This window comes from Caulobacter sp. GW821-FHT12A07 (assembly GCF_058807655.1).
Window position 1 is genome coordinate 340,133 of the sequence record NZ_JBXAQX010000003.1, and the last position, 21,464, is coordinate 361,596.

Annotated in this window: 18 protein-coding genes, 1 tRNA gene and 1 pseudogene; 8 read left to right on the forward strand and 12 right to left on the reverse strand. The window is 69.3% G+C overall.

Features of this window, described 5'->3' with window-relative positions; translation table 11 throughout:
• Positions 1–150: 150 nt before the first annotated feature.
• Positions 151–864, reverse strand: a complete 714-nt coding sequence (gene gpmA / locus AC1RRS_RS08145) for a 2,3-diphosphoglycerate-dependent phosphoglycerate mutase (RefSeq protein WP_487292540.1) — start codon at positions 862–864, stop codon at positions 151–153.
• A 166-nt stretch (positions 865–1,030) separates the two neighbouring features.
• Here gpmA and AC1RRS_RS08150 point away from each other — a divergent pair, with 166 nt between their 5' ends.
• Positions 1,031–1,276: a hypothetical protein gene (locus tag AC1RRS_RS08150; RefSeq protein WP_487292541.1), complete on the forward strand. Its 246-nt coding sequence runs from the start codon at positions 1,031–1,033 to the stop codon at positions 1,274–1,276.
• 124 nt (positions 1,277–1,400) lie between these two features.
• The gene (locus tag AC1RRS_RS08155) at positions 1,401–2,897 is read left to right on the forward strand and encodes a phosphomannomutase/phosphoglucomutase (RefSeq protein WP_110119680.1); all 1,497 of its coding nucleotides are present in this window, start codon (positions 1,401–1,403) and stop codon (positions 2,895–2,897) included.
• 63 nt (positions 2,898–2,960) lie between these two features.
• Here AC1RRS_RS08155 and AC1RRS_RS08160 read toward each other — a convergent pair whose 3' ends face one another.
• From AC1RRS_RS08160 to AC1RRS_RS08175, 4 genes are all read right to left on the reverse strand, one after another.
• Positions 2,961–3,344: a response regulator gene (locus AC1RRS_RS08160; RefSeq protein WP_492854689.1), complete on the reverse strand. Its 384-nt coding sequence runs from the start codon at positions 3,342–3,344 to the stop codon at positions 2,961–2,963.
• A gap of 103 nt (positions 3,345–3,447) precedes the next feature.
• Positions 3,448–4,092 (reverse strand): uracil phosphoribosyltransferase, encoded by a 645-nt coding sequence (gene upp, locus AC1RRS_RS08165; RefSeq protein WP_492854690.1) that lies wholly within the window; start codon positions 4,090–4,092, stop codon positions 3,448–3,450.
• A 487-nt stretch (positions 4,093–4,579) separates the two neighbouring features.
• Entirely contained in the window at positions 4,580–5,179 is a 600-nt protein-coding gene (gene wrbA / locus AC1RRS_RS08170) for an NAD(P)H:quinone oxidoreductase (RefSeq protein ID WP_492854692.1), read from the reverse strand.
• Positions 5,180–5,254: 75 nt separating this feature from the next.
• Positions 5,255–5,953 carry a pirin family protein gene (locus tag AC1RRS_RS08175; RefSeq protein WP_110119677.1) on the reverse strand — a complete coding sequence of 233 codons (699 nt, stop codon included), beginning with the start codon at positions 5,951–5,953 and terminating at the stop codon, positions 5,255–5,257.
• Positions 5,954–6,077: 124 nt separating this feature from the next.
• Between AC1RRS_RS08175 and AC1RRS_RS08180 the strand changes: the two genes are divergently transcribed.
• On the forward strand, positions 6,078–6,986 hold the full coding sequence (locus AC1RRS_RS08180) for a LysR family transcriptional regulator (protein WP_492854693.1): 909 nt from the start codon (positions 6,078–6,080) through the stop codon (positions 6,984–6,986).
• A 79-nt stretch (positions 6,987–7,065) separates the two neighbouring features.
• Positions 7,066–7,150: transfer RNA gene (locus tag AC1RRS_RS08185), tRNA-Leu, on the forward strand.
• 242 nt (positions 7,151–7,392) lie between these two features.
• On the opposite strand, the gene AC1RRS_RS08190 is transcribed toward AC1RRS_RS08185, so the two are convergent.
• From AC1RRS_RS08190 to AC1RRS_RS08215, 6 genes are all read right to left on the reverse strand, one after another.
• Positions 7,393–7,749 carry a hypothetical protein gene (locus AC1RRS_RS08190; RefSeq protein ID WP_492854694.1) on the reverse strand — a complete coding sequence of 119 codons (357 nt, stop codon included), beginning with the start codon at positions 7,747–7,749 and terminating at the stop codon, positions 7,393–7,395.
• Positions 7,750–7,873: 124 nt separating this feature from the next.
• Positions 7,874–7,996 (reverse strand): hypothetical protein, encoded by a 123-nt coding sequence (locus AC1RRS_RS08195; RefSeq protein ID WP_487292547.1) that lies wholly within the window; start codon positions 7,994–7,996, stop codon positions 7,874–7,876.
• 384 nt (positions 7,997–8,380) lie between these two features.
• A complete protein-coding gene (locus tag AC1RRS_RS08200) occupies positions 8,381–10,354 on the reverse strand; it encodes a putative bifunctional diguanylate cyclase/phosphodiesterase (RefSeq protein WP_492854695.1) in 1,974 nt (657 codons plus the stop codon).
• A gap of 110 nt (positions 10,355–10,464) precedes the next feature.
• Positions 10,465–11,844, reverse strand: a complete 1,380-nt coding sequence (locus AC1RRS_RS08205) for a DUF6880 family protein (RefSeq protein ID WP_492854696.1) — start codon at positions 11,842–11,844, stop codon at positions 10,465–10,467.
• 15 nt (positions 11,845–11,859) lie between these two features.
• On the reverse strand, positions 11,860–12,795 hold the full coding sequence (locus AC1RRS_RS08210) for a DUF808 domain-containing protein (protein WP_492854697.1): 936 nt from the start codon (positions 12,793–12,795) through the stop codon (positions 11,860–11,862).
• 128 nt (positions 12,796–12,923) lie between these two features.
• Positions 12,924–14,597 (reverse strand): M28 family metallopeptidase, encoded by a 1,674-nt coding sequence (locus tag AC1RRS_RS08215; RefSeq protein WP_492854698.1) that lies wholly within the window; start codon positions 14,595–14,597, stop codon positions 12,924–12,926.
• A 187-nt stretch (positions 14,598–14,784) separates the two neighbouring features.
• Between AC1RRS_RS08215 and AC1RRS_RS08220 the strand changes: the two are divergent.
• Both AC1RRS_RS08220 and pdeM read left to right on the forward strand, forming a co-directional pair.
• A pseudogene (locus tag AC1RRS_RS08220) lies at positions 14,785–17,478 on the forward strand (ligase-associated DNA damage response DEXH box helicase).
• A complete protein-coding gene (gene pdeM, locus AC1RRS_RS08225; protein ID WP_492854700.1) occupies positions 17,475–18,182 on the forward strand; it encodes a ligase-associated DNA damage response endonuclease PdeM in 708 nt (235 codons plus the stop codon). The pseudogene AC1RRS_RS08220 and the gene pdeM overlap by 4 nt, the downstream one beginning before the upstream one ends.
• Before the next feature lie 182 nt (positions 18,183–18,364).
• Here pdeM and AC1RRS_RS08230 read toward each other — a convergent pair whose 3' ends face one another.
• Entirely contained in the window at positions 18,365–18,655 is a 291-nt protein-coding gene (locus tag AC1RRS_RS08230) for a hypothetical protein (RefSeq protein ID WP_199228418.1), read from the reverse strand.
• 112 nt (positions 18,656–18,767) lie between these two features.
• Between AC1RRS_RS08230 and AC1RRS_RS08235 the strand changes: the two genes are divergently transcribed.
• Together AC1RRS_RS08235 and AC1RRS_RS08240 are read left to right on the forward strand one after the other, a co-directional pair.
• Positions 18,768–19,988, forward strand: a complete 1,221-nt coding sequence (locus AC1RRS_RS08235) for a putative DNA modification/repair radical SAM protein (RefSeq protein WP_492854702.1) — start codon at positions 18,768–18,770, stop codon at positions 19,986–19,988.
• On the forward strand, positions 19,988–21,424 hold the full coding sequence (locus AC1RRS_RS08240) for a UdgX family uracil-DNA binding protein (protein WP_492854704.1): 1,437 nt from the start codon (positions 19,988–19,990) through the stop codon (positions 21,422–21,424). The genes AC1RRS_RS08235 and AC1RRS_RS08240 overlap by 1 nt, the downstream gene beginning before the upstream one ends.
• Positions 21,425–21,464: the final 40 nt, after the last annotated feature.

The window sequence follows — 21,464 nt, forward strand, 5'->3', positions numbered from 1 at the left end:
GTTTCCCCGAAGGGTACGCCTACTTGATGCGCCCGGCAGCATTAACGTCGTGTTTCCAGGCACTTCCTGCGCGCAGACAAGACCTGAAACGACCTAGGGTTCCTTTCGTCCCCGGACGAAAGGAACCCCGGAAGACCTGAAAGAACGGTTTCAGCCGATGGTCGGCAGCTTCTCGGCGCGGGCCTCGTCGAGGTAGCGGGCGCCCACCGGCTTGAGGTCGGCGTCCAGTTCGATGGCCAGCGGGTTGCCGGTGGGGATCTCGACCTTGACGATCTGGTCATCCGGCACCGCGAACAGGTGCTTGACGATGGCGCGCAGCGAGTTGCCGTGGGCGGCGACCAGGATGTTCTCGCCGGCCTTCAGCTTCGGGGCGATGGCCTCTTCCCAGTAGGGCAGCACGCGCACCAGGGTGGTGGCCAGGCTCTCGGTCGAGGGCAGGTTCGCGCCCTTGTAGCGGCGGTCGCTGGCGAAGTCGTATTCGCCGCCCGGGGCCAGTTCCGGGGGCGGAACATCGTAGGAGCGGCGCCAGATGGTGACCTGCTCCTCGCCGTGCTTCTCGGCGGTCTCGGCCTTGTTCAGGCCGGTCAGGCCGCCGTAGTGGCGCTCGTTCAAGCGCCAGTCCTTGGTCACCGGCACGAAGCTTTGCGACGCGGCGTCGAGCGCCAGGTTGCAGGTGCGGATGGCGCGGGTCTGGACCGAGGTGAAGGCCTCGTCGATGTCGAGGCCGGCGGCCTTGATCAGTTCGCCGCCCTTGCGGGCCTGGGCCTCGCCCTCGGCGGTGAGATCCACGTCCACCCAGCCGGTGAAGCGGTTCTCGAGGTTCCACTGGCTCTGGCCGTGGCGAAGCAGGACGAGGACGGGCATCGGAACTCCCTTGATTGGTCCAGCGCGGGCTAAGGCCGCGCGGGGCCGCCGTCAAGCGGCGCGACGCCCTTGCGACGCCAGGCGGCGCAAGGGCGGATGACGCAACGTAAGCATCTGTCCGAGCATCGCCCCTGTCCCGCCACGAACGACGTGCTATAGCCGGACCATGCCCGATCGCATCTTCATGCCCCTCTGCGCGCTCGTCGCCCTGGCGATGATCGCCTTCGCTATGGTCTGGCCGCAGGGCTACGGCGACCGCTCGCCCGGCCCCTTCGGCTCCACGCCCCTGCAGCAGACCCCGGAGATGAAGGCGCTGATCGAACGGGAGAAGGACTCGGCCCGCCGCAGCGACCAACGCCGCCAGCGCGAAGCCGACGCCGCGGCCGCCGCCACCGGCGACCTCGCACAATAGGCGCCCGCCCTGACGCCAAATCTCGATCAACCGTCACATTGATCGATCATCGTCATACGAAGAGGGTGGCAAGCAACCACTCCGACAGCTAAACGCACCCCACCACTCATTGAAGCGAGCTCCTATGTTCTCGACTCCCCGCGCCGATCTGGTTCCGAATACCGCCGCTTATGAAAACGAGCCGCTGGTCAAGGCGACGGGCTTCCGTGAATACGATGCGCGCTGGCTGTTTGGCCCCGAGATCAACTTGCTGGGCATTCAGGCCCTGGGCCTGGGCCTGGGCACCTACATCCAGGAACTGGGCCAGTCGAAGATCGTGGTCGGCCACGACTTCCGCTCCTACTCCTCGTCGATCAAGAACGCCCTGATCCTGGGTCTGCTGAGCGCCGGCTGCGAAGTGCACGACATCGGCCTGGCCTTGTCGCCCACCGCCTATTTCGCCCAGTTCGACCTCGACATCCCGTGCGTGGCCATGGTCACCGCCAGCCACAACGAGAACGGCTGGACCGGCGTGAAGATGGGCGCCCAGAAGCCGCTGACCTTCGGTCCGGACGAGATGGGCAAGCTCAAGGACATCGTCCTGAACGCCAAGTTCGTCGAGCGTGACGGCGGCAAGCTGATCCGCGTCGAAGGCCAGGCCGAGCGCTACATCGCCAATGTCGCCACCCGCGCCCAGATCAGCCGCCCGCTGAAGGTGCTGGCCGCCTGCGGCAACGGCACCGCCGGCGCCTTCGCCGTCGACGCCCTGCAGCGCATGGGCGTGTCGGACGTCGTCGGCATGGACACCGACCTCGACTACACCTTCCCCAAGTACAATCCGAACCCGGAAGACCTGGAAATGCTGCACGAGATGGCCAAGGCCGTCCGTGAGCACGGCGCCGACCTGGCCTTCGGCTTCGACGGCGACGGCGACCGCTGCGGCGTCGTGGACGACGAGGGCGAGGAGATCTTCGCCGACAAGATCGGTCTGATGCTGGCCCGCGACCTGGCCCCGCTGCACCCGGGCGCGACCTTCGTCGTCGACGTCAAGTCGACCGGCCTCTACGCCACCGACCCGATCCTGAAAGAACACGGCTGCAAGGTCATCTACTGGAAGACCGGCCACAGCTACATCAAGCGCAAGAGCGCCGAGACGGGCGCCTTGGCCGGCTTCGAAAAGAGCGGCCACTTCTTCATGAACGCCCCGCTGGGTTACGGCTACGACTGCGGCCTGACCGCCGCCGCCGCCGTGCTGGCCATGCTCGACCGCAACCCGGACAAGAAGCTGTCGGACCTGCGCAAGGCCCTGCCGATCGCCTTCACCTCGCTGACCATGAGCCCGCACTGCGACGACGAGAAGAAGTACGGCGTCGTCGCCGAGGTGGTGAAGGAATACGAAGACCTGTTCGCCGCCGGCGGCTCGATCCTGGGCCGCAAGATCACCGAGGTGATCACCGTCAACGGCGTGCGCGTCCACCTGGACGACGGTTCGTGGGTGCTGGTCCGCGCCTCGTCGAACAAGCCCGAAGTGGTGGTCGTGGTCGAGAGCACCCAGTCGGAAGACGACATGAAGGCTCTCTTCCACCAGGAAGTGAAGCCGCGCCTGGGCGCCCGCGTCGGCAAGTACAACCAGGAAATCTGATCGGCCCCACGGCCCTGACGAACGAAAGGCCGGGGAGCGATCCCCGGCCTTTTTGTTTGAGCCTCAGGCCTCGGCCGTCAGCACCTCGCCGATCCGATCCAGCAAGGCCTTGCCCGTAAACGGCTTCATCACGTAGCCGGCCGCGCCCAGCTGCAGGGCCTGGACGATGCGGTCCAGCCGCCCCTCCCCCGTCAGCATCAGCACCGGGATCTCGGCCCCGCCCGGCGCGGCCTTGAGGCTGCGCAGGGCGTCCAGGCCCGAAAGCCCCGGCATGCGCACGTCGAGCAGGATCAGGGCCGGCGGCGCGGCCTCGACCGCCGACAGCAGGTCCTCCACCGTCGGATAGGTGCGCACGGCGTAGCCGCCGCGCCCAAGCTGGATCTCGACCAGCTCGCGCGTCAGGGCGTCGTCGTCGGCGACATAGATCTGCGGCGGCGTGACCAGCATGGCGTCCCGAAAGGTTAACGTCGTTGCTTACCGCGCCCGGGGAGTCGCGCAAGTGCGCAGACGCACAAACAGCCCTGCTTTGGGGCCGAAGCGCGCTGGCGGGTCAGCGCGTCCCGAAAGTGCGGTCGCCGGCGTCGCCCAGGCCCGGAACGATATAGCCGTGGTCGTTGAGCGAGGCGTCCACCGCCGCGGTCCAGATCTGCACGTCGGGGTGGGCCGCGCGCAGGGTCTCCACGCCCGGGACCGAGGCCAGCAGGCAGACGAACCGCAGGTCGCGCACGCCGCGCTTCTTCAGGAGGTCGATCGCCGCGACGGCCGTGTGGCCGGTGGCCAGCATCGGATCGACGACGATGACCAGACGGTCGGCGATGTCTTCCGGGGTCTTGAAGTAGTACTCGACGGCCTCGAGGGTCTGCGGATCGCGATAGAGGCCGATGTGGGCCACGCGGGCCGACGGCACGAGGTCGAGCATGCCCTCGGCCATCCCCAGGCCCGCGCGCAGGATCGGCGCGAACACCAGCTTCTTGCCGGCGATGACCTTGGCCTTGGTCGGGGCGACGGGGGTCTGGATTTCGACCTCATCCATCGAGAGCTCGCGGGTGACCTCGTAGCAGATCAGGGTCGCGGTCTCGCGCATCAGGGCGCGGAAGGTCTTGGTGGAGGTTTCCTTGTCCCGCATCAGGGTCAGCTTGTGCTGCACCAGCGGGTGATCGACGATCGTGACGCCCTGGGCGGATTGGGTGTTCATGGGCGGCGACATCCTGGTCTTGAAACGGCTTTGCCGCTCAAGTGCCGCCTTCTTGGCCCAAGGCCAAGCGATAATCAGCCGGCCAGGCCGACGATCGTCCTGAAGGCCCACACGGTGCAGGCGATGCAGACCAGCAGCGTCATGAAGTCGGCCATTCCCGACCTCCGCTTCGCTGCTTTGATCTTCTTCGCCACGCCCGCCTCGCTGTCCCCTGCGTGCGAGCATCTTCGCGCATCAGGCTGAACGTGATGCTTCCAAACGCGGTTAAGCCGCCGTTTTCCAAAAGAAAAAGCCGCGCCGCGCTTCCTGGGGGGAGGATGAAGCGCGACGCGGCCGGTACAGCCGGGTCATTGGGGGAGGAACCCGGCCGAGGGTAGTGTGCGAGACCCTCGCCCTTCGACAGGCTCAGGGTGAGGATCTCGAATGCTCGGCCTTGGCCATGGTCCTCATCCTGAGCTTGTCGAAGGACGAGGACCAGGCATCGGGCTTAGCCGTGCAGCTTGATGGCCGCGGCGGCGATCAGTTCGCCCTGGTGGCGGGCGCCGTCCAGGTCGATCTGGGTCGGCTGGCGGCTGCCGTCGCCGCCGGCCACGGTGGTGGCGCCGTAGGGCGCGCCGCCGACGATCTCGTCGTTGTTCATCTGGCCCTGGTGGCTATAGGGCAGGCCGATGATCGTCATGCCGAAGTGCAGCAGGTTGGTGATGATCGAGAACAGGGTGGTTTCCTGGCCGCCGTGCTGGCTGGCGGTCGAGACGAACGCGCCGCCGACCTTGCCGTTCAGCGCGCCGCGGGCCCACAGGCCGCCGGCCTGGTCGAGGAACGCGGCCATCTGCGAGCTCAGGCGGCCGAAACGCGTGCCGGTGCCGATGATGATGGCGTCGTAGTCGGCCAGTTCGGCGACGGTGGCGATCGGGGCTTCCTGGTCGAGCTTGAAGTGAGCGCCCTTGGCGATCTCTTCCGGCACGGTTTCCGGAACGCGCTTGATGTCGACGGTCGCGCCGGTGCTGCGAGCGCCTTCGGCGACGGCCTTGGCCATCGTCTCGATGTGGCCGTACGACGAGTAGTAAAGGACCAGAACCTTGGCCATGGGAGTCTCCTAGAGAAAGCTCAGTCTGAGGTTGGGGAGGAAAAGACGCGGCGACTGCCGCCGCGTCTTGAAGGTTTAGGCGGCGTCCACCAGCACGAGTTCGGCGTCTTCCAGAGCCTTCACCCGGATGGTGTTCTCGTTGGCGATCGCCGCGCCGTCGCGGGTGTCCAGCGCCACGCCGTTGACTTCGACCTTGCCGGTCGAGGGCACGAGGTAGGCGTGGCGGCCGTCGCCCAGCGAATACTCGGTCTCTTCACCGGCCTTCAGCGTCGCGCCCAGGACGCGGGCGTCGGTGCGGATCGGCAGGGCGTCGGTGTCGCCTTCGAAGCCGCTGGCCAGGGCCACGAACTTGCCGGAGCGGTCGCCCTTGGGGAACGGCTTGGCGCCCCAGGCGGGCGGTTCGCCGCCGCGGTCCGGAATGATCCAGATCTGGAAGATCTTGGTCACGCCCGGCTCGAGGTTGTACTCCGAGTGGCGGATGCCGGTGCCGGCGCTCATCACCTGCACGTCGCCCGCTTCGGTGCGACCCTTGTTGCCCAGGCTGTCCTGGTGGGTGATCGCCCCCTCGCGGACATAGGTGATGATCTCCATGTCGTTGTGCGGGTGCGGCGGGAAGCCGGTGCCGGCGGCGATGGTGTCGTCGTTCCAGACCCGCAGGGCGCCCCAGTGGACGCGCTTGGGATCATGGTAGCCGGCGAACGAGAAGTGGTGCTTGGCGTCGAGCCAACCGTGATTGGCGCCGCCCAGGCTGTCGAACTTGCGAACTTCGATCATGTCGATCTCCCGGTGTGTCAGGTGGGGAAGCCGTGTCGGCGTCTCCGTTGACGAGGAAGATGGAGACAGATCGCCCGATCCGAAATAGAAATGGTCGAAAGAAACCATTTCCAAAAACGACATGATGAAACTCCCCGACTTCGAGGCCTGGGCCGTGTTCGCCAAGGTGGCCGAGACCGGCTCGTTCGCCCGGGCCGCCAAGGACCTGGGTCTGTCGAACGCGACGGTGTCCAAGGCGGTGTCACGCCTGGAGCAGCGGCTGGGCGCCACCCTCTTCCACCGCACCTCGCGCCGGCTGTCGCTGACCGACAGCGGCCAGAGCTCGCTGGAGGCCGCCAGCCGCCTGCTGGCCGACGGCGAGGCCCTGGAGCTGGAGGCCTCGGCCCAGTCGGCCGTGCCGCGCGGCCTGGTGCGGATGGCCGCGCCGATGTCGTTCGGGATCGGCTACCTCGGCCCTGCCCTCTCGGACTTCTTCACCCTCTATCCGGAGGTGTCGGTCGAGCTTTCGCTGTCGGACCAGTTGGTCGACATCGTCGAGGACGGCTTCGACCTGGCCCTGCGGATCTCGGCCCTGGAGGATTCCAGCCTGCTGGCCCGGCGCCTGTGCCCAGTGCGGGTGATGCTGGTCGGCTCGCCGGACTATTTCGACCGCCACGGCCGGCCCCAGCACCCGAAAGACCTGACCGGCCACCGCGCCCTCTTCTACACCGGCGGCCGCTCGCGCGACGCCTGGCGGTTCGAGCACGCCCAGCAGGGCCAGTACGCCATCAGCGTGCCGGCCCAGCTGCGCGCCAACAACGCCGACGTCTTCCGCGCCCTGCTGCTGGAGGGCCAGGCCCTGGCCATGCAGCCCGACTTCATGGTCTGGAACGACGTCGCCGACGGCAAGCTGGAACAAGTCCTGGCCGACTGGACCCCGCCCCCGATCGCCATGCACCTGGTCACCCCGCCCAGCGCCATCCGCCCGGCCCGGGTGCGCGTGCTGATGGAGTTCCTGGCCGAACGGCTGGCGAAAGCGCCGTGGCTGGGGTGAGCGAAACGCCTCTGGAACTTCCGGGCGACCGCTGCTAGGAAGTCGCCTCTTCGCTTCGCCCCTGGGCAAGCAGCGAAGCGCGGGCGTGGTGAAACTGGTAGACGCGCCGGACTCAAAATCCGGTTCCGAAAGGAGTGTCGGTTCGACCCCGACCGCCCGCACCAGCTTATCTGACAAGGGCTTGCGCCGTCAGGCGGCAGTTCGCCATGACGAGGCGCGCCAGTCGCTCGGATCGACAGTCACCAGCCTGCCACCCCACATCCGTCCTTCCCCGCGAAGGCGGGGACCCAAGCTGACTTTCAGGAGAAGGCCAGGCTGTGGATCATCTGTGGAGTCGGCTTGGATCCCCGCCTTCGCGGGGATGCTCGGTGAAAATCGACTCAAGCTCGTGGATATCGACCAGACCTCAAACGGCCTTCAGCCAGACCCTCACCAGCCACGCCGCGCCGTCGTCCTCGACGAAGTCCGTCGCCCAGGCCAGCACGTCGGGATGGGTGATCCAGAAGCCGTAGGGCGGCGCGTGGCCGGTGTTCTCGAAGCTCAGGTCATGCGCGCGGTCTTCCGGCACATCGGCGTTGGGCATGGCCCACTGCTCTTCCGGCGGCGGCTCCATGGCGTCGACGAAGTGCAGGCTCGCCCGCAGCAGGCCCGCCTCCGACGCATCGGTCGCCACCTCGCGCGTCGCCGGATGGCGTCGCAGGAACGCGACGCCAGCGTCATTGGTCAGGACGATGGGCTTCAGGGCGGAAAGCGGGGTGGTCATGGCGGCAAACTAGTCGAGCCCGCCGGCAGGCGCCAGCCGACCCCGTGGGCGAGATCGAGCCGCGCACGATCACGCCGCCACTAAGAGACGGTTTTGTCGATCGCTCCGCTGAGAACTTGAAAGACTAGTCGAGGTCTTCCTCGGCCGTCGCGGGCGCTTCGCGCCAATTGCGGACCAGAATCACGCCGCCCCAAACCACGACGCCGACCGCCAACGCAATCAGCGCCGGCCATTGGACCAGTTCCATTCGTTTCTCTCCCCTTATTTTTCTCGATGCAATCACAGCTTGGCGAACGGCGCTACTGGGTTTGATCGTATGGGGGGCGAATTCGAAGATCGGCGTTAGGCCTTCAGAGCCCTCTCTCTTTGAGAGAGGGAGGGGCCCGCCGCCGCAGGCGGTGGGAGGGTGAGAGGTAACAAACTCTCCGAAAAGACACCGTCGAGGCGTCATGACGACCTCGGGGGCTGACCACCATGGAGCCATGCTTCCGGAAAGGTCTTCCGACCGGAAACCGCGAGCGCTTTGGGTGAAAGAGGCCGAGATCCTCGCGGCCAGCGGTGAAACCTCTCACCCTCCCACGCCTTCAGCGTGGGCCCCTCCCTCTCTCTCAGAGAGAGGGAACTAAGCGCCCTACCCCGCCGACCGCACCCCCTCGACGTCCTGCGCCGGAGCATCCCGCTCCGTCGCCAGATAGCCCGCCACCGCCTCGCCCGGCATCGGCCGCGCGAACAGGAAGCCCTGCACCACGCGGCAGCCCAGGGGCTGGAGCAGCACCAGCTGCTCGGGGGTCTCCACGCCTTCGATGACGCAGTCGAGGCCCAGGTTGCGGCAGAGGTCGAGGATGGTCTTGACGATGGCCCGGCGCTTGTCGGCCGCCTCCAGCCCGCGCATGAAACTGCCGTCGATCTTCAGCTTGTCGATCGGCAGGCGGTGCACGTAGCTGAGGCTGGAATAGCCGGCCCCGAAGTCGTCGAGCGCGATGCGCACGCCCAGCGCCTTCAGCGCCGCCAGCGAACGGGCCGCCTGGTCGAAGTCGCGCATGACGGCGGTCTCGGTGACTTCCAGGTCGATGCGGCCGGGATCGACGCCGCTGGCCTGGATGATCTCGATGATCCGAGCGATCTGGTGCGGCGAGGCGATGTCGCGGACCGACAGGTTGAACGACAGCCGGATGTCCTCGGGCCAGGTCGCCGCGGCCTCCAGCGCCCAGCCCAGCAGCACCGGCGACATCCGCGCGATCAGGCCCGAGCGCTCGGCCACCGGCACGAAGTCGCCCGGAGAGACGACGCCCAGGGTCGGGCTGGTCCAGCGGGCCAGGGCCTCGAAGCCGATGGTGCGCTCGTCGCGGATATCGACCAGCGGCTGGAAGGCCAGGCGGAACTCGGCGTCCATGTCGGCGTGGCGCAGGGCCTGCTCGATCAGGCCGGCGGTCTTGATCGCCGTCTCGTGGTCGGCCGAGAACACCACCGCCGCGCCCCGGATGTTCTGCTTGGCGTGATAGAGGGCGTAGTCGGCGCGCTCGTAGAGCAGGTTGGGCGCGCTGGCGGCCTGCGGATAGACCGCGAAGCCCACCGAGCCAGAGACCTGGGCCGTGACGCCCGGGAAGCAGTAGGGCTCGCGCAAGGCCGCGCACAGGTCGGCGCCCAGGCGTTGCAGGGCTTCGGGATCGAGGTCGGCCTCGATGATCAGGCCGTATTCGTCGCCGCCCAGACGGGCCACGAACAGCGGCTGGCCGTGGTCGCGGGCCAGGCGCTCGCCCGCCTCGACCAGCACCCGATCCCCGACCGCGTGGCCATAGGCGTCGTTGACCGGCTTGAAGCCGTCCAGGTCGATCACCCCGACGGCGAAGCGTCGGCCCTGCGCGGCGGCCTCGTCGGTCACCCGCTGCAGGCGCGAGAAGAACTGCCGGCGATTGGGCAGGCCGGTCAGGCCGTCCATGTTGGCCAGGCGCAGATAGTCGTCGCTGAGGCTCTGGATCTCGGCCTGCCGCTCTTCGAGCCCACGTTGAGATTCCACGAGATTGGAGAAGTCGCGGTACGAGATCAGCAGGATGACCAGCATGGCCACGGCCACCAGGGCCATGTTGAAGCCGATGGCGGTCAGCACCGGATTGCCGCTGGCCAGCAGGAAGACGGTGATCGGCCCGACGACGATGCCGGTCAGCAGGAAGGCCGCCGCCCGCATGTGCATCAGGCAGAACACGCAGCCGATGGCCGTGATGGCCATGTAGAACACAACGTGCGCCTTGGCGAAGGCGTCGCCGTAGGGAAACAGGCTGAACGACCACAGGGTGAAGCCCAGGCCCAGCAGCCCGGCGAAGACCAGGGTCTGGCGCAGCAGGCGCTTGGCGGAAGCCTGGTCGATAGCGGTCTTGCGGGCCCGCCACCAGGTCACCAGCCGGACCAGGCTGGCCACGGTCAGCAGGCCGGGAAAGCCCAGGGTCAGCAGCAGCGGCGCGTCGCGAAGGTGGGTCGCCGACAGGGCGATCGTGTTGACCAGCACCAGCGCGTACATCATCGGCACCTGCCTGGAGAAGGCGCGCACCTGCGCCTTCATCAGTTCAGGGGTCGAGGGTACGGGGCGGAACCAGGGCAATCGGAACATCGCGGCGGCTGCGGGACGAGAACCGCCACCTCTGCGCCCCGTACGTTTAAGGCTTGCTTATCAGAGGCTTGCGGCGGGCCGCGTCGCTACGCCGCAGCCACGGCCAAGCTCTAGAGCCGGCGATAACCCGCCACCCGCCGCGCCCAGGTCGGGTGATCGTCGATGGCCATATCGTCCGGCAGGCCCGGCGCCAGGGACTCCGCCTCCAGCACCCAGCGCGCGGCGTCGGCGTAGCGGTCGGCCCGGCCGTAGCGCACCACGTCGTCGACCATGGCCCGCAGCAGCACGGTGGCGGCCAGCGGATGGCGGTGCTCCAGCAGGCGAACGGCCGGCTCCAGCACCTCGGGCCGGTCGCCGTGCAGGGCCGGTCCGCGCTCCATGACCAGCCGCGCCGCCCCGGCCGCCGAGGGCCAGGCGGTCAGGAAGGCCAGGGCCTTGTAAGGGTCGGGATAGGCCTGGGCGTAGTCCAGCGCCTGGTCCTCGGCCTCGACGTCCTCGAAGTCGGGCAGCCCCTTGAGGAAGGCCCGCAGCATCTCGACCGACAGGGTGGCCTTGAAGCCCGCCCAGCGCACGGCCTGGGCCTCCAGCGGCTCGCCGGCCGCTTCCAGGGCGGCGATGCGGGCCTCGTTCCAGGCCACGGCCCCGACATCGGCCTGCTCGACGATCCCCGGGCCGGGCGCCGAGACGTCCAGCGCCGCCAGGGCGTCGGCGATGCGGCCGACGGCCAGGTAGCGGCGAGCGAGCTGGGCGCCGATCGGCGGCAGCACCAGTTGCGAGGCCGTGAACAGGTCGGCGAAACCCTCGACGTCGCCTTCCAGGTCGGCCAGCACCTGGGCCGCGGCCCGCAGGCGCGGGTCCGGACGGCGTTGGGCGGCCAGGCGCTCGCGCACCTTGCCCCGCAGCACGGCCACGGCGTCGCCGGCCAGGGCCGGGGCTGCGGCGCGCAGCAGGTCGACCGACAGCTTGGTGGACGCTCCCTCGACGAAGGCCAGCAGGGCGTCGGCCAGCGAGCGGCTGTCCAGCGTCAGGGCCTTGGGCGACAGGGCCGCGACGTCCACGACGGCCTGGTCGAACACCGCCTGCAGCTCGCCCTTGGGATCCTTGATCCGGCCTTCCAGGCCTTCCGACACCCGCACCAGCCGCACCAGCACCGGCACGGCGAGGTTGGGGTCAAGCTCGCCCAGCCGCCCCGCCGCCGAGGCGCGATGGGCGTCCAGATCGCGGACAAACTCCTTGAACTTGCGCCAGTTGATGCGGGCGCGGCTGTCGGCGATGGCGTCGATGCGCTTGTCGATCTCGGCCGCCAGATCGGCCGCCCCCACCTCGCCCAGCAGGGCCAGCTTCAGCCGGCGCTTGATGGCCGCGTGGCCCTCGGCCACCTCCATCAGCAGCTCGGCCAAGGCCTCGGGGCCCAGGTGCGCCAGGTTGGCCGCGTTCACCGCCTTGCGCGGCGCGGCCTTCTTGACGGCTTTCGGCTTGGGTTCGGCCAATCCGCGCTCCCCGACCTAGTGCGCCTTCTTGCGCGGAATGACGTGCAGCACGCCGGCGATGACGCCGCCGATGACCAGACCCACCACCGCCGACGCCAGCGCCATGGCCAGCCAGCCGGTCACCGGCCCGATCACCGGAACCAGGCCGGCCCAGTGCTGCAACCCCTCGACCCAGGCCGGGATCGGCGTCAGGTGGAAATGGTGCAGGCCGTGCACGATGATGCCGCCGCCCACCCACAGCATGGCCGCGGTGCCGATATAGCCCAGGCTGCTCATCACCACCGGCATGGCCTTGACCAGGCCCCGGCCGAACTTCTGCGTCGCCGCGCGCGGGCTCTTGGCCATGTGCAGGCCGATGTCGTCCATCTTCACGATCAGCCCGACCACGCCGTAGACCAGCACGGTGATCACCACCCCGACGATGGCCAGGGCCGCGGCCTGGATCAGGATCGGCTTGCCCGACACGTCGGCCAGGGCGATGGCCATGATCTCGGCTGACAGGATGAGGTCGGTGCGGATGGCCCCGCCGACCTTTTCCTTCTCCAGCTCCGGACCGCTGAGCGCCAGTTCCTCGGTCTCCACGGCCTCGTCGTGATGGACGAAGATCTCGAGGATCTTCTCGGTCGCCTCGAAGGCCAGATAGGCGCCGCCCAGCATCAGGATCGGCGTCACCAGCCAGGGCGCGAAGGCGCTGAGCACCAGCGCGCCCGGCAGCAGGAATAACAGCTTGTTGCGCAGCGAGCCGACGGCGATCTTGGCCACGATCGGCAGTTCGCGGTCGGGCGTGAAGCCCATGGCGTAGCCCGGGGTCACGGCCGCGTCGTCGACCACCACGCCCACGGCCTTGGTCCCCGCCTTGCCGGCGGCGGCCCCGACGTCGTCGATCGAGGCGGCGGCGATCTTGGCGATGCCGGCGACGTCATCCAGGAGCGCGACGAGACCCGAGGGCATGAAGGAACCTTGTCAGATGCGGATTCGGCCGCCCCACGCGGCCCGATGCGCGTCCTGCCTAAGGGCTCGCCTGTTCCGGGTAAAGGGGCCGACGACGGCGGCGCGCGACGCCGACGGCCCCGCGCTCGTTATTTTCGCGCGGCGGCGCTGGCCGCGCGGACCGGCTTGAACTCCGAGCCGGCGTTCCAGTCGGGCCAGGCGCGCGAATTGGCGATCGCCTTGCCGGCCTCGTAGACCAGGGCCACGTCCTGGGCCGCGCCCCGCAGGTCCCAGTCGGCGCTCCAGGCGTCGCAGGGCTGGTGGTAGCAGCGGCTGGTGTAGTCGGCGACCCAGGCGTCGCCGGCCGCGCGGCCGCCGTTCAGCAGGTCGGCCCCGCCGCCCAGGCCCATCACCAGCAGCACCGGCACCCCGCGCTTGGCCAACGAGAAGTGGTCGGCGCGGTAGAACAGCGCCCGTTCCGGCTTGGCGTCCGGCGTCACGGTGCGCCCCTGCGCGGCCGCGGCCTTGGCCAGGCCCTGCTCCAGCTCGTTCTGGCCGGCCCCGACCAGCACGATGTCCTTGGCGGGGCCTGCGGTCTGGAGCACGTCGAGGGTGTAGTTGGCGGCCATCTTGCCCAGCGCCGCGTCGCCGGCCTTCACGGCGTAGTATTCCGAGCCCAGCAGGCCCCGCTCCTCGCCCGTCCAGGCGGCGAACAGGATCGAGCGCTGCGGCGCCGGCCCCTGCTTGAAGGCGCGTGCCACCTCGATCACGCCCGCAACGCCGATGGCGTCGTCGGCCGCGCCGGCCCGGATCGTCTTGCCCTGCGCGTCCGGCGCGCCGACGCCGTAGGCGTCCCAGTGGGCGGCGTACATCAGGCTCTCGTCGGCGTGGGTCGTCCCCGGCAGCCTGGCGACCACGTTGTGGCTGACCATCGGCTCATGGGCCACCTTGTAGGCGGCCGAGAAGCTCGCGCCCTTCAGGGCCACCGGCTTGAACGACGGATCGCGGGCGGCCTTCTTCAGGGCCTCGAAATCCAGGCCCGAGCGCTTGAAGAGATCGACGGCCACATCACGCTGGATCCAGCCCTGCAGCTGCAGCTTCTCCTTGGCGGGGTTGGCGCGGACGATGTCGTAGCCCTCGCCGTTCGAGGCCTTCACCGTGCTCCAGCCGTAACCCGCGCCGAGGGTCTCGTGCACGATCAGGGCGCCGACCGCCCCGCGCCGCACGGCCTCCTCGTACTTGTAGGTCCAGCGGGCGTAATAGGTGGCCGCCTTGCCGCCGAACTTGCCGAAGGCGGGCTCGCCCTCGACCGCTTCCAGGTCCGGGTCGCTGATCAGGAAGACGGCGACCTTGCCCTTCAGGTCCGCGCCCTTGAAGTCGTCCCAGCCGCGCTCGGGCGCGCTGACGCCGTAGCCGACGAAGACCAGCGGGGCGTCCTTGATCGCCACCGTATCGACCGGCAGCAGTGTCATGACCTGGGCCTGCTCGCCCTGGACAAGCGGCACCGCGCCGCCGGCGGTGGCGAAGCTCATGGCGATCGGCCCGTCGATGCGGGTGTGCACCAGCGGCACCTTCTGGGTGTAGCTGCCCGCGTCGCCGGCCGGCTCCAGGCCAAGCGCCTTGAACTGGGCGGCGATGTAGTCGGTGGTCTTCTGCTCGGCCGGACCGCCCGGGGCGCGGCCCTGGAATTCGTCGGACGCCAGCACCCGGGTGATCTCCGACAGCCTGGCCGGATCGATCGGGCCGCTGTCGATCTTCGCCTGAGCATGAGCCAGGGCCGGCAGAGCCAGGGCGGCGGTCAGCAGAAGGGCGGCGCGGGACATGGCGAACTCCGAAAACTTTCGGGGCCGACCCTAGGAAGCTTGGCGAACGAGGGCAAACTTCGCACGCTGTTCTTTGCGCGTCTGGCGCGCGACGGGCGCCGAAACCGGCTACCACTTTCGGCTGTCGCGCGCTGGCAATGTCGATTCCCCGCCAGAAACAGAACAGGAACATGCTATAGCCCCGTCGATGGTTCCGGCCGACCTGCTTCCCCCGCGCTTCACCGAGTGGTTCGCCGCCCGCGGCTGGGCGCCGCGCGCCCACCAGCTGGCGATGATCGAGAAGGCCAAGGCCGGCCGCGACGCCCTGCTGATCGCCCCGACCGGCGGCGGCAAGACCCTGGCCGGCTTCCTGCCCAGCCTGATCGAGCTGGCCGAACGGGCGCCCCGCAACACGCCGGCCGGCATCCACACCCTCTACATCTCGCCGCTCAAGGCCCTGGCCGTCGACGTCGAGCGCAACCTGATGACCCCCATCCGCGAGATGGGCCTCTCCATCGTCGCCGAGAGCCGCACCGGCGACACCGGCGAAAGCCGCAAGGCCCGCCAACGCATCCGCCCGCCCGACATCCTGCTGACCACGCCCGAGCAGCTCGCTTTGTTCTGCGCCTGGGAAGGCGCGCGCGAATACTTCGCCGACCTGTCGTGCGTCATCGTCGACGAAGCCCACGCCATGTGGCCCTCCAAGCGCGGCGACCTCCTGGCGCTCGCCATCGCACGCTTGCAGCAGTTCGCGCCGCGCATGCGCCGGGTGGGCCTGTCGGCGACGGTCGATGATCCGGATCTCGTGCGGCGGTGGTTGGGTAAAAACCCTCCCCCTGAAGGGGGAGGTGTCGGCGAAGCCGACGGAGGGGGAAGTGATCCCACCTCAGCAGCCCCTTCCCCCTCCGGCCCTCCGGGCCACCTCCCCCTTCGGGGAGAGGGTCTGAAAACCCAGAAACCTCCCCCCCTGGGGGAGGCGGCGCATCGCGCCGGTGGGGGGGCGGTTTCAGCTTCCGCAACGCCGGACACCCTCCCCCCTCCGATCGCTACGCGATCGCCTCCCCCCCTGGGGGAGGTTCCATCCGTCGACCTCGTCCTCGGCTCCGGCGGCGCGCAACCCGTCGTCGAAGTCCTCGTCTCCGGCGGCCGCGTGCCGTGGGCCGGCCACACCGCCCAGCACGCCATGGCCGAGGTCTATGCGATCATCGCCGCCAGCCGCACGGCGCTGGTCTTCGTCAACACGCGCTTTCAAGCGGAGTTTGCGTTCCAGGAGCTCTGGAAGCTCAACGACGAGGGCCTGCCGATCGCCCTGCACCACGGCAGCCTGTCGGCCGAGCAGCGGCGCAAGGTCGAGGCGGCCATGGCGCGCGGTGAGCTGCGGGCCGTGGTCTGCACCTCGACGCTCGACATGGGCATCGACTGGGGCGACGTCGATCTCGTCATCCAGCTGGCCGCGCCCAAGGGGGCCTCGCGGATGGTCCAGCGGATCGGCCGCGCCAACCACCGCCTCGACGAGCCCAGCCGCGCCCTGTTCGTGCCCGCCAGCCGCTTCGAGATGCTGGAATGCCGCGCCGCCGCCGACGCCATCCTGGAGAACCACCTCGACGGCGAGCCGGCCCGCGTCGGCGCCCTCGACGTCCTGGCCCAGCACGTCATGGGCTGCGCCTGTTCCGAGCCCTTCAAGCTGCTCGACCTCTATGACGAGGTCCGCACCGCCGGCCCCTATGCTGACCTGTCGTGGGAAGACTTCGAGACCGTCGTCGATTTCGTCTCCACCGGCGGCTATGCGCTGAAGACCTACGATCGCTTCCGCCGGATCGTGGAAGACGCGGACGGCTTCTGGAAGGCCCGCAACGCCCAGGTCGTCCAGCGCCACCGGATGAACGTCGGGGCCATCGTCTCGCCGGCCGTGGTCAATGTCCGCATCGGCGGCGGTCGCCGTCCCATGGGCGGCCGCAAGATCGGCGAGGCCGAGGAAGGCTATTTCGAGCAGCTGACGCCGGGCGACACCTTCGTCTTCGCCGGCCAGGTCTGGCGCTTCAACAGCCTGGTCGGCGCCGACGCCTTCGTGACGCCCGCCCCCGACAAGGACCCCAAGATGCCCAGTTGGGGCGGCTCGAAGTTCCCGCTCTCGACCTATCTGGCGTCGCGCGTGCGCAAGATGATGCACGACGAGGCCGAGTGGCTGGCCCTGCCCCCCGACGTCCAGGAGTGGATGGCCTACCAGAAGCTCCGCTCGCTGATCCCGGACGAGGACGAGATGCTGCTGGAGACCTTCCCGCGCGGGAAGCGCTTCCACATGGTCATGTATCCGTTCGAGGGGCGCCTGGCGCACACCACCCTGGCCATGCTGCTGACCCGCCGGCTCGACCGCCTGGGCGTCGGGCCGCTGGGCTTCGTCTGCAACGACTACGCCCTCAATATCTGGTCGCTGCGGCCGATGGACGAGCTGGATCTGGCCGACCTCTTCGACCAGGACATGCTGGGCGACGACCTCGAGGACTGGCTGAACGAGAGCTTCCTGATGAAGCGCGCCTTCAAGGCCTGCGCCCTGGTCGGCGGCCTGATCGAGCGGCGCTATCCCGGCGAGGAGAAGTCCGGCCGGCAGGTCACCTTCTCGACCGACCTGATCTACGACGTGCTGCGCAAGCACCAGCCCGACCACCTCTTGCTACGCTGCGCGCGCATGGATGCGGCGACCGGTCAGCTGGACGTGGCGCGGCTGGGGGATCTACTGGCCCGCATCAAGGGCCGCATCCGCCATGCGGCGCTGGACAAGGTTTCGCCCTTCGCCGTGCCGATCATGCTGGAGATCGGCCGCGAGCGCGCGCCCGGCGACGCGGCCAGCGACATGATCCTGGCCGAGGCGGAGGAAGACCTGATCGCGGAGGCGCTGTCTTGACGAGGTTCCAGCTCAGCGACTGCGGCGGCCTGACGGTCATGGTGTCCGAGCGGCTGGTGCTGCTGCGTGGCTCCGGCGCCCTGTGGCTGGAGGCCGAGCGCGCTCTGGTGGTCGCCGACCTGCACTTCGAGAAGGGCTCGTCCTACGCCGCGCGCTTTGGCCAGATGCTGCCGCCCTACGACACCCGCGAGACCCTGACCCGGCTGGAGGCGGAGGTGGCGGCCCTGAAGCCAGCGACCCTGATCTTCCTGGGCGACAGCTTCCACGACGGCGCGGCCGAGGATCGCCTGGCCGCCGACGACGCCGAGCGCCTGCGCGCCCTGTCCGTCGGCCGCGACCTGATCTGGGCGGTGGGCAACCACGACGCCGACGGCCCGCGCGCCCTGCCCGGCCAGGTGATCGACGAGCTTTCCATCGGCGGCCTGATCCTGCGCCACGAACCCGAGCCCGGCGTCCAGCCCGGCGAGGTCGCCGGCCACCTGCACCCGGCCGCCCGCGTCTCCAGCGGTCGCGGCAGCGTGCGCAAGCGCTGCTTCGTCACCGACGGCCAGCGCCTGATCCTGCCGGCCTTCGGGGCCTATACCGGGGGCCTCAACATCCTCGACCAGGCCTTCTCCAACCTGTTCGCCGCGCCGCCGCTGGCCGGGGCGCTCGGCGGCAAGCGGGTGCACGCCGTGGGCCCGCGCTCGCTGCGGCCGGACTGAGACCTCGTCCAAGCCTCCCCACACTCGTCATCCCGGAAAGCCCGCAGGGCTTATCCGGGACCCAGGGGCCGCCGCAACGCGCCTGCAACCGCCGGCGGATGAAGCAGCCGCCGAGCCCGGTCCCCTGGGTCCCGGCTTACGCTACGCTCCGGCCGGGATGACGATTTGAGGAAGCCGCGAAGCTACCCCTTCGCCAACCGCCGGCGATTGGCGCGCACCTTGGTCCGGTAGTCCCGGATCACCGCCCGCGTCGCCGCGTCCGGTGCCTGGGGCAAACCGCCCGTCCAGAACTTCAGCCCCACGTCGGCCGCCGCCGCCATCTTCTCGGTGGTCATGCGGATCGCCTCGCTCTGCGCCCGCGCCCCACCGCCGGCCAGGACCATGGTCCGCAGGCCGATGACGGCCGAGGCCTCCATCCCCAGCGCCCAGGCGTCGAGCATCGTCGAGGGCCAGTCTTCCTTGCGGCGCGCCATTGGCGAACTCCCTTTTCCGTAAAAGGGATCGCGCGAGCCGCCCGGCCGGTTCCGCCCTCACTGCGACAACGCAGAACTCGACGGAACAAATAGAGAACTATAGACTGTGCGGATGGCCGTTCTCGATATCCGCCGCAAGCTCTCCATCCTCGCCGACGCCGCCAAGTACGACGCCTCCTGCGCCTCATCGGGCGGGGAGAAGCGCGACTCCGTCGGCGGCAAGGGCGTCGGCTCCACCGAAGGCATGGGCATCTGTCACGCCTACGCCCCGGACGGGCGCTGCATCAGCCTGCTGAAGATCCTGCTGACTAACTTCTGCATCTACGACTGCGCCTACTGCATCAACCGGGTGTCGTCGAACACGCCCCGGGCGCGGTTCAGCGTGAAGGAAGTCGTCGACCTCACCCTCAACTTCTATAAGCGCAACTATATCGAGGGCCTCTTCCTGTCGTCGGGCGTCATCCGCAACGGCGACTACACGATGGAGGAGATGGTCCGCATCGCGAAAGCCTTGCGGCTGGACCACGACTTCCGCGGCTACATCCATCTGAAGCTCATCCCCGAGGCCTCGCCGGAACTGGCCGCGCAGGCCGGGCTCTATGCCGACCGGGTGTCGATCAACATCGAGCTGCCCCAGGACGAGAGCCTCAAGTCCCTGGCCCCCGAGAAGGACGTCGGCGACATCAAGCGGGCCATGGGCCGCATGCGCCTGGCCATCGACGAGCGCGCCGAGCCGGCCCGCACCGCGCCGCGCAAGACCTTCGCCCGCAGCCAGTCGACCCAGCTGATCGTCGGCGCCGACCAGGCGAGCGACGGCGACATCCTGGCCCGCAGCGCCTCGCTCTACGGCGCCTATCGTCTCAGCCGCGTCTACTACTCGGCCTTCAGCCCGATCCCGGATTCCAGCCACCGCCTGCCGTCCAGCCGCCCGCCGCTGCTGCGCGAGCATCGCCTGTACCAGGCCGACTGGCTGATGCGGTTCTACGGCTTCGAGCAGCCGGAGATCATCGGCGCCGGCGAGGATCTCGACCTCTCGGTCGATCCCAAGACCGGCTGGGCGCTGCGCAACCGCGACAGGTTCCCCGTCGACGTCAACGCCGCCGACCGCGAGACCCTGCTGCGCGTGCCGGGCCTGGGCGCCAAGGCCGTCGACCGCATCCTGCTGGCCCGTCGCCAGGCGCGGCTGACCATCGACGACCTCAAGCGCGTCGGCGCCGTGGTCAAGCGCGCCAGGGCCTTCGTCGTCGCCGAGGGCTGGACGCCGGGCATGGCGACCGACGGCGAGCACCTGAAGGCCCGCCTGATCGAACCGGCCCAGCTGAGCCTCTTCTGATGCGCGTGGTGCGGCTGGCCTCCGAGATCGACTTCGACGGCTGGCGAACGGCCGCGCGAGCGCTGCGGGGCGAGGGCGTCCCGCCCGAGACGGTGATCTGGACGGTGGAGCGCGACCTCTTCGAAGCCGCGCCCGTCACCCCGACCGCCGCGCCCACCGCCGGCGCCTTCAGCGTCCCGCCCGCCTTCGTCGAGCTGGCAAGGTCCGTCGTCCTGCACCGCTCCGGCGAGCGCTTCGCCCTGCTCTATCGGCTGCTATGGCGGCTGGAGCGCGAGCCCCGCCTGATCGACAACCCCGCCGATCCCGATGTCGCCAAGGCCCGCGACATGGAAAAAGCCGTCTCGCGGGCGATCCACAAGATGCACGCCTTCGTCCGCTTCCGCCTGATCGAGACTGAGCCGGAGGCCTACGCCGCCTGGTTCGAGCCGGCCCACCGCGTCACCGAGGCCGCCGCGCCGTTCTTCGCCCGCCGCTTCACCACCATGACCTGGACCATACTGACGCCCGACGCCTGCGTGGCCTGGGACGGGCAGACGCTGAAGGTCTCCGACGGCGCCGATCCGGCCGACGCGCCGGCCGAAGACGCCCAGGAGGAGCTCTGGCGCACCTACTACGCCTCGATCTTCAACCCGGCGCGGCTGAACGAGAGGATGATGCGCCAGGAGATGCCCGAGCGGTATTGGCGCAACCTTCCCGAGGCGCGGCTCATTCCGCAGCTGATCGAAACCGCCCAGGCGCGCGCCGCCGCCATGGTCGCCGCCGCCCCCTCGCCCGCTCCCGACCGCGTGCTGAAGGCCGCCCTGCGCCAGGCTCGCGACGGATCCTACAACGGCGACATCCCCACCAGCCTGGACGCGGTGGAGGCCGCCGTTCAGGTCTGCCGCCGCTGCGACCTGTGGCGCGACGCCACGCAAGGCGTGCCCGGCCATGGCGCGGCCCAGGCCCGGCTGATGTTCGTCGGCGAACAGCCCGGCGACCAGGAGGACCTGGCCGGCCGCCCCTTCGTCGGCCCCGCCGGCCAGGTGTTCGACGAGGCGCTCGAACAAGCCGGCGTGCCGCGCGATCGGACCTATGTCACCAACGCCGTGAAGCACTTCAAGCACGAGTCGCGCGGCAAGCGGCGCATCCACAAGACCCCCGATCGCGGCGAGGTGCAGGCCTGCCGCTGGTGGCTGGACGCCGAGCGGCGCCTCGTCCGCCCCCGCGTCATCGTCGCCCTCGGCGCGACGGCGGCGCAGGCGGTGATGGGCAAGGCCACGCCCATCACCGCCAATCGCGGCAAGGCGCTGCAACTGCCCGATCAAACCCGGGCGGTGCTGACCTACCACCCGTCCTTCCTGCTGCGCCTGCCGGACGCCGCCGTCCGCGAACGCGCCCGGGCCGAATTCGTCGAGGATTTGCGCCTTGCGGGCGAGCTTGCCGGACTGCTCGACTGAAGGAGGCGCGAGCGCCCGCCTGACGGACAGGCCGCGCAAA

Coding starts and splice junctions, on each gene's coding strand:
- wrbA (WP_492854692.1), bottom strand. CDS start 5,179: ATGGCCAAGGTTCTGGTCCTTTACTACTCGTCGTACGGCCACATCGAG.
- AC1RRS_RS08190 (WP_492854694.1), bottom strand. CDS start 7,749: ATGACCACCCCGCTTTCCGCCCTGAAGCCCATCGTCCTGACCAATGAC.
- AC1RRS_RS08215 (WP_492854698.1), bottom strand. CDS start 14,597: ATGTCCCGCGCCGCCCTTCTGCTGACCGCCGCCCTGGCTCTGCCGGCC.
- AC1RRS_RS08175 (WP_110119677.1), bottom strand. CDS start 5,953: ATGATCGAAGTTCGCAAGTTCGACAGCCTGGGCGGCGCCAATCACGGT.
- AC1RRS_RS08155 (WP_110119680.1), top strand. CDS start 1,401: ATGTTCTCGACTCCCCGCGCCGATCTGGTTCCGAATACCGCCGCTTAT.
- AC1RRS_RS08150 (WP_487292541.1), top strand. CDS start 1,031: ATGCCCGATCGCATCTTCATGCCCCTCTGCGCGCTCGTCGCCCTGGCG.
- upp (WP_492854690.1), bottom strand. CDS start 4,092: ATGAACACCCAATCCGCCCAGGGCGTCACGATCGTCGATCACCCGCTG.
- AC1RRS_RS08160 (WP_492854689.1), bottom strand. CDS start 3,344: ATGCTGGTCACGCCGCCGCAGATCTATGTCGCCGACGACGACGCCCTG.
- AC1RRS_RS08235 (WP_492854702.1), top strand. CDS start 18,768: ATGGCCGTTCTCGATATCCGCCGCAAGCTCTCCATCCTCGCCGACGCC.
- gpmA (WP_487292540.1), bottom strand. CDS start 864: ATGCCCGTCCTCGTCCTGCTTCGCCACGGCCAGAGCCAGTGGAACCTC.
- AC1RRS_RS08180 (WP_492854693.1), top strand. CDS start 6,078: ATGAAACTCCCCGACTTCGAGGCCTGGGCCGTGTTCGCCAAGGTGGCC.
- AC1RRS_RS08195 (WP_487292547.1), bottom strand. CDS start 7,996: ATGGAACTGGTCCAATGGCCGGCGCTGATTGCGTTGGCGGTCGGCGTC.
- AC1RRS_RS08210 (WP_492854697.1), bottom strand. CDS start 12,795: ATGCCCTCGGGTCTCGTCGCGCTCCTGGATGACGTCGCCGGCATCGCC.
- AC1RRS_RS08230 (WP_199228418.1), bottom strand. CDS start 18,655: ATGGCGCGCCGCAAGGAAGACTGGCCCTCGACGATGCTCGACGCCTGG.
- AC1RRS_RS08240 (WP_492854704.1), top strand. CDS start 19,988: ATGCGCGTGGTGCGGCTGGCCTCCGAGATCGACTTCGACGGCTGGCGA.
- AC1RRS_RS08200 (WP_492854695.1), bottom strand. CDS start 10,354: ATGTTCCGATTGCCCTGGTTCCGCCCCGTACCCTCGACCCCTGAACTG.